Genomic DNA, 8364 nt, shown 5'->3' on the forward strand with positions numbered 1-8364 from the left:
CTACTTCTCTGCGTTCTCGGGCTGGGCGGACGCGGGCTCGGCGCCCCGGCTGCGGTCCATCAGGTCGCAGAAGGCGTCGAAGAGCTCGGCGGCGTCGTGCGGCCCGGCCGCGGCCTCGGGGTGGTACTGGACGCTGAAGGCGGGCCGGTCGAGCAGGCGCAGCCCCTCGACGACGCCGTCGTTGAGGTCGATGTGGCTGACCTCGGCGCGGCCCAGCGGGGTGTCGAACGGCCCGTCGGTGGGCGCGTCGACGGCGAAGCCGTGGTTGTGGCTGGTGATGTGCACCCGCTTGGTGTGCACGTCCTGCACCGGCTGGTTGACCCCGCGGTGGCCGAAGACCAGCTTGTAGGTGCCCAGCCCCAGGGCGCGGCCCAGGAGCTGGTTGCCGAAGCAGATCCCGAAGAAGGGCCGCCCGGCCTGAAGCACCTCGCGCAGCACGGCGACGTTGGCGCCGGCGGTGGCGGGGTCGCCGGGGCCGTTGCTGAAGAACACCCCGTCCGGCCCGGCCTCCAGCACCTCGGCGGCGGTGGCGGTGCCGGGCAGCACCCGCACCTCGCAGCCGCGCTCGGCGAGCCGCTGCGGGGTCATCGCCTTGATGCCCAGGTCGACGGCGGCGACCCGGAAGCGGGCGGCGACGCCCTCGGGCGGGTGCACGGTGTAGGGCTCGTCGGTGGAGACCTCGCCGCTCAGGTCGGCCCCGGCCATCTCGGGCGCGGCCTTGACCCGCTCCAGCAGCACCCGCGGGTCGGTCTCCTCGGTGCTGATGACGGCCCGCATGGCGCCGCGGTCGCGCAGGTGGCGGGTGAGCGCGCGGGTGCCGGGCACGGCGATGCCCACCACGTTCTGCCGGGCGAGCTCCTCGTCGAGGGTGCGCTGGGCGCGCCAGTTGGAGGGCACCCGCGCGGGCTCGCGGACCACGAACCCGGCCACCCAGATCCGCCCCGACTCGGGGTCGTCGTCGTTGACGCCGGTGTTGCCGATGTGCGGCGCCGTCATCGTGACGATCTGGCGGTGGTAGGACGGGTCGGTCAGGGTCTCCTGGTAGCCGGTCATGCCGGTGTTGAAGACGATCTCCCCGTAGGCCTCGCCGCGCGCCCCGAAGGAGCGGCCGCGGAACACGCGGCCGTCCTCCAGCACGAGCACGGCCGGGGCGGCTTCGGGGGCTGCGGTTGCTTCTGCTGTCACTGGATCTTCCCATCGAGGACCGTCGGGACGCCGCGCAGGAACGTGCCCACGACACGTCCCGGCAGGGTCATGCCCCGGTACGGGGTGTTGGTGCTCTTGGACTCCAGGGCCGCGGGGTCGACCACCCGCTCGGCCGCCGGGTCGTAAAGGGCCAGGTTGGCCGGCTCGCCCTCGGCGAGCGGGCGGCCGTGCCCGGAGGCGCGCCCGATCCGGGCGGGCGCGGCCGACATGCGCTCGGCCACCCCGGACCAGTCGAGCAGCCCGGTGTCGACCATGGTGTGGTGGACCACCGAGAGCGCGGTCTCCAGGCCCAGCATGCCCATCGCGGCGGTGGACCACTCGGTCTCCTTGGCCTCGATGGGGTGCGGGGCGTGGTCGGTGGCCACGCAGTCGATCACGCCGTCGGCCAGGCCCTGCCGCAGCGCCCGCACGTCCTCGGCGGTGCGCAGCGGCGGGTTCACCTTGTAGATCGGGTCGTAGTCCTCCACCAGGCCGTCGGTGAGGAGCAGGTGGTGCGGCGCGGCCTCGGCGGTCACGTCGCACCCGCGCTCCTTGGCCCAGCGGATGATCTCCACCGATCCCTTGGTGGACACGTGGCAGATGTGCAGGCGCGAGCCGACGTGCTGGGCGAGCAGGCAGTCGCGGGCGATGATCGCCTCCTCGGCCACCGCGGGCCAGCCGCCCAGGCCGAGCCGGTCGGAGACCTCGCCCTCGTTCATCTGCGCGCCCTCGGTGAGGCGGGGCTCCTGGGCGTGCTGGGCGACGACGCCGTCGAAGGCCTTGACGTACTCCAGGGCGCGGCGCATCAGCAGGGCGTCGGACACGCACATGCCGTCGTCGGAGAAGACGCGCACCCCGGCGACCGAGTCGGCCATGGCGCCCAGCTCGGCGAGCCGCTCCCCGGCCAGGCCGCGGGTGACGGCGCCGACCGGGCGCACGTCGCACAGGCCGCTGTCCCGGCCGAGCCGCCAGACCTGCTCGACGACCCCGGCGGTGTCGGCGACGGGGTCGGTGTTGGCCATGGCGTGCACGGCGGTGTAGCCGCCGGCGGCGGCCGAGCGGCAGCCCCCGGCCACCGTCTCGGCGTCCTCGCGGCCGGGCTCGCGCAGGTGGGTGTGGAGGTCGACGAGGCCGGGCAGGGCGATGAGCCCGGCGGCGTCGACCTCGGCGGCGCCGTCGGCGGCCTGGGCCGCCCCGGCGCCGATCGCGGCGACGGTGCCGCCGCGCAGCAGGATGTCGGCGGGCTCGCCGCCCAGGGGGCGCGCCCCTCGGATCAGGTAGGCCCCGCCGTCGTGGTTCTGATTGGCCATCGGCCCGAGTTCTCCCTTAGTTCAGTTCCCAATGGCCGGCTCGGAGCCGCCCAGCAGCAGGTAGAGCACCGCCATGCGCACGCTGACCCCGTTGGCGACCTGCTCGGTCACGGTGGCGCGCGGGGAGTCGGCGACCTCGGCGGAGATCTCCATGCCGCGCACCATGGGGCCGGGGTGCATGACGATCGCGTCGTCGCCGAGCAGCGCGAAGCGCTCCTTGTCCAGGCCGTAGCGGCGGCTGTACTCGCGCGCGGTGGGGAAGTAGGCGTCCTTCATGCGCTCGGCCTGGACGCGCAGCATCATCACCACGTCGGTCTTGGGCAGCACCGCGTCGAGGTCGTAGGCGACCTCGCATGGCCAGGATCCGGCGGTGACCGGCACCAGGGTGGGCGGGGCGACCAGGGTGACCTGGGCGCCGAGGGTGTTGAGCAGCAGCACGTTGGAGCGGGCCACCCGGCTGTGCCGCACGTCGCCGACCACGGCCACGCGCAGGCCGTCGAGGCGGCCCATGCGCTCGCGCATGGTGTAGGCGTCCAGCAGGGCCTGGGTGGGGTGCTCGTGGGTGCCGTCCCCGGCGTTGAGCACCGACCCGTCGACCCAGTTGGACAGGCGGCGGGCGGCGCCGGAGGCCGAGTGGCGGATGACGACGCCGTCGGCGCCCATGGCCTGCAGGGTCAGGGCGGTGTCCTTGAGGCTCTCGCCCTTGGAGACGCTGGAGCCCTTGGCCGAGAAGTTGATGACGTCGGCGGACAGGCGCTTGGCGGCCAGCTCGAAGGAGGTGCGGGTGCGGGTGGAGTCCTCGTAGAAGAGGTTGACCACGGTGCGCCCGCGCAGGGTGGGCAGCTTCTTCACGGAGCGGTCGCCGACCTGGGCGAGCTCGCGCGCGGTGTCCAGCACCAGCACGGCCTCGTCCCGGGTCAGGTCGCCCGCGGACAGCAGGTGGCGCATCAGTTCTCCTCCCCGCCCGCGGCGCGGGTCTCGTCCGTGCGGCCGCCGCCGCGCTCCCGCCTGGGTCCTATGAGGACGGCGTCGAGGCCGTCGGTCTCCTCAAGGAGCACGGTCACCGACTCGCGCAGGGAGGTGGGCAGGTTCTTGCCGACGTAGTCGGCGCGGACCGGCAGTTCCCGGTGGCCGCGGTCGACGAGGACGGCGAGCTGCACCGCGCGCGGGCGGCCCAGGTCGTTGAGGGCGTCCAGGGCGGCGCGGACCGTGCGGCCGGAGAACAGGACGTCGTCGACGAGCACGACCACCCGGCCGTCGATCCCCTCGGGCGGGATCTCGGTTCGGCCCAACGCGCGCGCGGGCGCGAGGTGGAGGTCGTCGCGGTACATGGTGATGTCGAGGGCGCCGCACGGGACGGTGCGGGACTCGACCCGCTCGATGCGCTCGGCCAGGCGGTGCGCGAGAGGGGCGCCGCGGGACGGGATGCCGAGCAGGGTGACGTCCTCGGCGCCCTTGGTGCGTTCGAGGACCTCGTGTGCGATGCGGGTGAGCGCGCGCTGGATCTCGGGGCCCTCCAGCACGGGGCGTGCATCCCCGGCCGGTGGCTCACCGTCCGCGCTTTTTTGGGCACACAAAGTAGTGACCCCCTTCCCTGCCTCACTGAGCAGGACGTTAAAGGATGTCGATCGGCCTCACGTTATCAGCGCGGCGGAAGCAGGCCCGCCGGGCTCTATCACCAAACATGGCGAAAATGTGACCCTCGCCATACCATGGAGGCTTGACCACAGGCGGCCACCCATGGCCGCACCACGGGGGCACCGGGGCGGCCGAAGTGGTCGTCAAATGTGAAACCTCCTACCGTTGCGGGCTTCCCGTGTCCCGAAACCCCACCGGACGCCCCGTTCGGTCCCGGAATGAGACACCTCTCACTTACGCACGGTTTGGCCACTGAATAGTCGCGTTTCCACCCAACGGCTTGACCTGGCGCCCCGACAGCCTTACCGTCACTGTCCGTAACCAATCTGGGCTGCGTCACACCGTGCGCGACGGCCCGGGAAACGAGCCACCTCACGGCCGGGGAGCGACGAAGAACATGCCATCCGAATACGCGAAGTCCCTTGGTGCGCGGCTGCGCGCCATCCGCACCCAGCAGGGGCTCTCCCTGCACGGGGTGGAGGAGAAGTCCCACGGGCGCTGGAAGGCCGTCGTGGTGGGCTCCTACGAGCGCGGCGACCGCGCCGTCACCGTGCAGAAGCTCGCCGAGCTGGCGGACTTCTACGGCGTGCCCATGTCCGAGCTGCTGCCGGGCGGCGCCGCACCCGCCCCGCTGGGCCCCACGCCCAAGCTCGTCATCGACCTGGAGCGCATGCAGCAGCTCCCGCAGGAGAAGGCCGGCCCGCTGGCACGCTATGTGGCCACCATCCAGAGCCAGCGCGGCGACTACAACGGCCGGGTGCTCTCCATCCGCCAGGAGGACCTGCGCTCGCTCGCGGTCATCTACGACCGCTCGCCGAGCGACCTGACCGAGGAACTGATCAACTGGGGGGTCCTGGACCCCGAGGCACGGCGCGCCGTGGACGCCTTCTAGACCGCCGTCGAGGCGAAATCCCCCGCGCGGCCCCGTCCCGCGCGGACCCGGCGCCCGGCCGCTTCCGACACCGGCGCCCCCCTGCCCCAGGGGCACCGAGAAGGAGGGAGCGCGGCCGGGCAAGAGGCTTCCCCTCCCCCCGCCCGGCCGCGGCCGATCCGCGCACCAGGGGGGTGCCCCGCGATCCGGCGAAGGCGGTGGACCGCCCCGCCGATCGAACTGGTGTGCGAACACGTCCAGTTAACCGCACACGCCCGCCCCGGTCAAGAAGGCCCCCGGCCGCCCCGCCGGGCGTAGGCTGACCCTGTGGAGACCGACACCGGGCCGCTCGACCTGTGGGAGCCCGCCCCTCCCGCCTTCGTCCACGCGCTGCCGGCGCTGCTGGAGGTCTACACGGCCGCGATGGAGCCGCCCGCCGAGCAGCTCCCCGGGCGGCGCACCATCATGGAGCAGCACGCCCGCCACCCCCACTTCAAGGCGGTGCTGGCGCTGCAGCCCGCCGGAGACCCCGCCGCCGGTCCCCCGGACGGCCCCGGCGCCGCCCCCTCGCCGCCCCGCCTGGCCGGGTTCGCCTACGGCTTCCGCGGGCACCGCGGGCAGTGGTGGTTCGACGTGGTCACCGAGGAGCTGCGGCGGCGCGACCCGGCCGCCGAGCGGCGCTGGTTCCGCGACACCTTCGAGGTGGCCGAGGTCCACGTGCGCCCCGACATGCAGGGGCGCGGCATCGGCCGCGCCCTCCTGGAAAGCCTCACGGCGGCGCGCCCGGAGCGCGCCGCCGTGCTGTCCACCCGCACGGGTTCCACCGTCGCGCGGCGGCTCTACGGCTCGTGCGGGTTCATCGACGTGCTGCCGGAGTTCTCCTTTCCCGGCAGCCCGGATCAGCCCTTCGCGGTCATGGCCGCGCGCCTGCCACTGCGGGGGCGCGGTCGGCGGCGATCCGCCGGTAGATCTCGCGGGTGGCGGTGGACTGGTTGAAGGTGATGAAGTGGATGCCCGGCGCGCCCTCGTCGAGCAGCCGCTCGCAGAGCCGGTGCGCCTGGTCCAGGCCCAGCTCGCGCACGGCCTCCGGGTCGTCCTTGACCTTCTCGAACTCCTCGGCCAGGTGGCGCGGGAAGGGGGCGCCGGAGAGCTGCTCGGAGCGCTCGATGGTGCCGTACTTCACCACCGGCATGATCTCCGGGATGATCGGCGTCTCGCACCCCTTGGCGGCCACCCGGTCGCGCAGCCGCAGGTAGTCGTCGGCGTCGAAGAACATCTGGGTGATGGCGTAGTCGGCGCCGGCGCGGCACTTCTGCACCAGGTAGCGCACGTCGGTCTCGACGTCCTCCGAGCGCGGGTGCTTGTAGGGGAACGCCGCGACACCCACGGAGAAGTCCCCGCTCTCCTTGATCAGGCGGACCAGCTCCTCGGCGTACTCCAGGCCGTCGGGGTGCTTGACCCACTCGCCCAGCGGGTCGCCGGGCGGGTCGCCGCGCAGCGCGAGGAGGTTGGTCACACCGACGGCGGCGAAGCGCCCGATGAGGTGGCGCAGCTCGCGTACCGAGTGGTCGACCGCGGTCAGGTGGGCGACCGGGAGCAGCGTGGTGTCGGTGGCCATCTGCTCGGTGATCTCCACCGTGCGGTCCCTGGTCCCCCCGCCGGCTCCGTAGGTGACCGACACGAAGGACGGTCCGAGCGCCTCGATCTCGCGGATGACCGTCCAGAGCCTCTTCAGGCCCTCTTCGGTCTTCGGCGGGAAGAACTCGAAGGAGAATGTCGGTTCGCCGGCGTTGAGAAGGTCGCGAATGTCCCGGGGCCGGGGGGTGGGCACAGTCGCGGTTCCGTTGGTTGTCGGTGAGCCAAACATGCCCTCCACCATAAGCCCATGGCCTGGGGCGCGGGGGGCCGACCACCCCCGGTCCGGTCAAGTCACCGGTCAGGCGGCCGATAACCTGCGTCCATGACCTCCACCCCGTCCACCCCCGCATCCCCGGTCTCCTATGTGCGCCCCGCCGTGGACGCCGCGCTGTCGGAGTTCATCGGGCGCCGCCGCACCGAGCTGTTGGAGATCGGCGCCGAGCTGGCGCCGGCCATGGACGCGCTGGAGGCGATGCTGTCCGGCGGCAAGCGGCTGCGCCCGGCCTTCTGCTTCTGGGGCTGGCGCGGCGCCGGGGGCACGGACACCCCGGAGGCCTACGGCGCCGCCGCCTCCCTGGAGCTGCTGCAGGCGTGCGCGCTGGTGCACGACGACGTGATCGACAACAGCGACACCCGGCGCGGGCTGCCCGCCGCCCACCGGCGGCTGGCCGCGCTCCACGCCGAGCAGGGCTGGTCGGGCTCGTCGGAGGGGTTCGGCCAGGGGGCCGCGATCCTCATCGGGGACCTCTGCCTGGCCTGGTGCGACGACATGTACCAGGGCAGCGGGCTGCCGCAGGAGGCGCTGGCGGCGGGCCGGGCGGCGTTCGACGCGATGCGCACCGAGGTGATGGCCGGGCAGTACCTGGACATGCTGGAGCAGGTGCGCGGCGCCGAGAGCGTGGAGGCGTCACTGCGGGTGATGCACTACAAGGCCGCCAAGTACACCGTTGAGCGGCCGCTGCACCTGGGCGCCGCCCTGGCGGGGCGCGGGCCCGAGCTGGCGCCGGTGTACTCGGCCTACGGGCTGCCGCTGGGGCTGGCCTTCCAGCTCCGCGACGACGTGCTGGGCGTGTTCGGCGACCCGGCGCAGACCGGCAAGCCCGCAGGCGACGACCTGCGCGAGGGCAAGCGCACGCTGCTGGTGGCCGAGACGCTGGAGCGCGCCGGGGAGGCGGCCGCCGCCGAGTTCCGCTCCCGGTTGGGCGACCCGGACCTGGACGGCGAAGCGGTCTCCCTCATGCGCACGATCACCGAGGAGAGCGGCGCCCTGGAGGCGTGCGAGCGCCGGATCGACGACTACGTGGAGCAGGCGACACGGGCGCTGGAGTCCGACCTGATCGAGCCGGAGGCGCGATCGGCCCTGGCCGACCTGATCGTGGCGGCGACGTCCCGGAAGTTCTGAGGCGTCGCGGACGGGACCCCCTCACCGGGGGAGGCCAGGGGGTCCACGCCTCAAGGGCGGCTGGCGGCCACCTCACGCAAGAACGCCGCCCACTCCCCTAAGGGGAACGACAGGTGGCCGAGGTCGCGGTTCCGCGTGTCCCGCATCATGACTCGTCCCGGACGTTCTGCCATCTCGACACAATGGCCCCCGGTCTGGTTGCTGTAGCTGCTCTTGCGCCAGGCCAGTACGGGGGACGCCATACGGACTCTCCTCGGGTATCCATGGTCACCTCAGGAGCGGTCGGAGGCCACCTCACGCAGGAACGCCGCCCACTCCCC

The 8364-nt window shown here is 73.1% G+C and carries 9 protein-coding genes; 3 read left to right on the forward strand and 6 right to left on the reverse strand.

Annotated elements, in window-relative coordinates:
* From carA to pyrR, 4 genes are read right to left on the reverse strand one after another with little or no spacing between them, the layout of a single operon-like run.
* The gene (gene carA / locus O4U47_RS24465) at positions 1-1185 is read right to left on the reverse strand and encodes a glutamine-hydrolyzing carbamoyl-phosphate synthase small subunit (protein WP_270680313.1); all 1185 of its coding nucleotides are present in this window, start codon (positions 1183-1185) and stop codon (positions 1-3) included.
* Positions 1182-2495: a dihydroorotase gene (locus O4U47_RS24470; protein WP_270680314.1), complete on the reverse strand. Its 1314-nt coding sequence runs from the start codon at positions 2493-2495 to the stop codon at positions 1182-1184. Before O4U47_RS24470 ends, carA begins: the two co-directional genes overlap by 4 nt.
* Positions 2496-2516: 21 nt before the next feature.
* On the reverse strand, positions 2517-3443 hold the full coding sequence (locus O4U47_RS24475; protein WP_270680315.1) for an aspartate carbamoyltransferase catalytic subunit: 927 nt from the start codon (positions 3441-3443) through the stop codon (positions 2517-2519).
* Positions 3443-4072, reverse strand: a complete 630-nt coding sequence (gene pyrR / locus O4U47_RS24480; RefSeq protein ID WP_270680316.1) for a bifunctional pyr operon transcriptional regulator/uracil phosphoribosyltransferase PyrR — start codon at positions 4070-4072, stop codon at positions 3443-3445. The genes O4U47_RS24475 and pyrR overlap by 1 nt, the downstream gene beginning before the upstream one ends.
* A 458-nt stretch (positions 4073-4530) precedes the next feature.
* On the opposite strand from pyrR, the gene bldD reads away from it, so the two are divergent.
* Both bldD and O4U47_RS24490 read left to right on the forward strand, forming a co-directional pair.
* The gene (bldD, locus tag O4U47_RS24485) at positions 4531-5025 is read left to right on the forward strand and encodes a transcriptional regulator BldD (RefSeq protein WP_017622275.1); all 495 of its coding nucleotides are present in this window, start codon (positions 4531-4533) and stop codon (positions 5023-5025) included.
* 306 nt (positions 5026-5331) lie between these two features.
* Positions 5332-6000 (forward strand): GNAT family N-acetyltransferase, encoded by a 669-nt coding sequence (locus tag O4U47_RS24490; protein ID WP_270680317.1) that lies wholly within the window; start codon positions 5332-5334, stop codon positions 5998-6000.
* Here the strand turns inward: O4U47_RS24490 and metF are convergent.
* Positions 5918-6871 carry a methylenetetrahydrofolate reductase [NAD(P)H] gene (gene metF, locus O4U47_RS24495; RefSeq protein WP_270680318.1) on the reverse strand — a complete coding sequence of 318 codons (954 nt, stop codon included), beginning with the start codon at positions 6869-6871 and terminating at the stop codon, positions 5918-5920. The two genes, O4U47_RS24490 and metF, sit on opposite strands and share 83 nt — an antisense overlap.
* 93 nt (positions 6872-6964) lie before the next feature.
* Between metF and O4U47_RS24500 the strand changes: the two genes are divergently transcribed.
* A complete protein-coding gene (locus O4U47_RS24500) occupies positions 6965-8044 on the forward strand; it encodes a polyprenyl synthetase family protein (protein WP_270680319.1) in 1080 nt (359 codons plus the stop codon).
* A 50-nt stretch (positions 8045-8094) separates the two neighbouring features.
* On the opposite strand, the gene O4U47_RS24505 is transcribed toward O4U47_RS24500, so the two are convergent.
* On the reverse strand, positions 8095-8286 hold the full coding sequence (locus tag O4U47_RS24505) for a DUF397 domain-containing protein (RefSeq protein WP_270680320.1): 192 nt from the start codon (positions 8284-8286) through the stop codon (positions 8095-8097).
* Between the last annotated feature and the right edge of the window lie 78 nt (positions 8287-8364).

This window comes from Nocardiopsis suaedae, assembly GCF_027706745.1.
GTDB lineage: Bacteria > Actinomycetota > Actinomycetes > Streptosporangiales > Streptosporangiaceae > Nocardiopsis_A > Nocardiopsis_A suaedae.

Bases quoted from the DNA above. Each gene is read 5' to 3' on its own strand.
- O4U47_RS24470 (WP_270680314.1), bottom strand. From the start codon at position 2,495: ATGGCCAATCAGAACCACGACGGCGGGGCCTACCTGATCCGAGGGGCG.
- O4U47_RS24475 (WP_270680315.1), bottom strand. From the start codon at position 3,443: ATGCGCCACCTGCTGTCCGCGGGCGACCTGACCCGGGACGAGGCCGTG.
- bldD (WP_017622275.1), top strand. From the start codon at position 4,531: ATGCCATCCGAATACGCGAAGTCCCTTGGTGCGCGGCTGCGCGCCATC.
- metF (WP_270680318.1), bottom strand. From the start codon at position 6,871: ATGTTTGGCTCACCGACAACCAACGGAACCGCGACTGTGCCCACCCCC.
- O4U47_RS24500 (WP_270680319.1), top strand. From the start codon at position 6,965: ATGACCTCCACCCCGTCCACCCCCGCATCCCCGGTCTCCTATGTGCGC.
- O4U47_RS24505 (WP_270680320.1), bottom strand. From the start codon at position 8,286: ATGGCGTCCCCCGTACTGGCCTGGCGCAAGAGCAGCTACAGCAACCAG.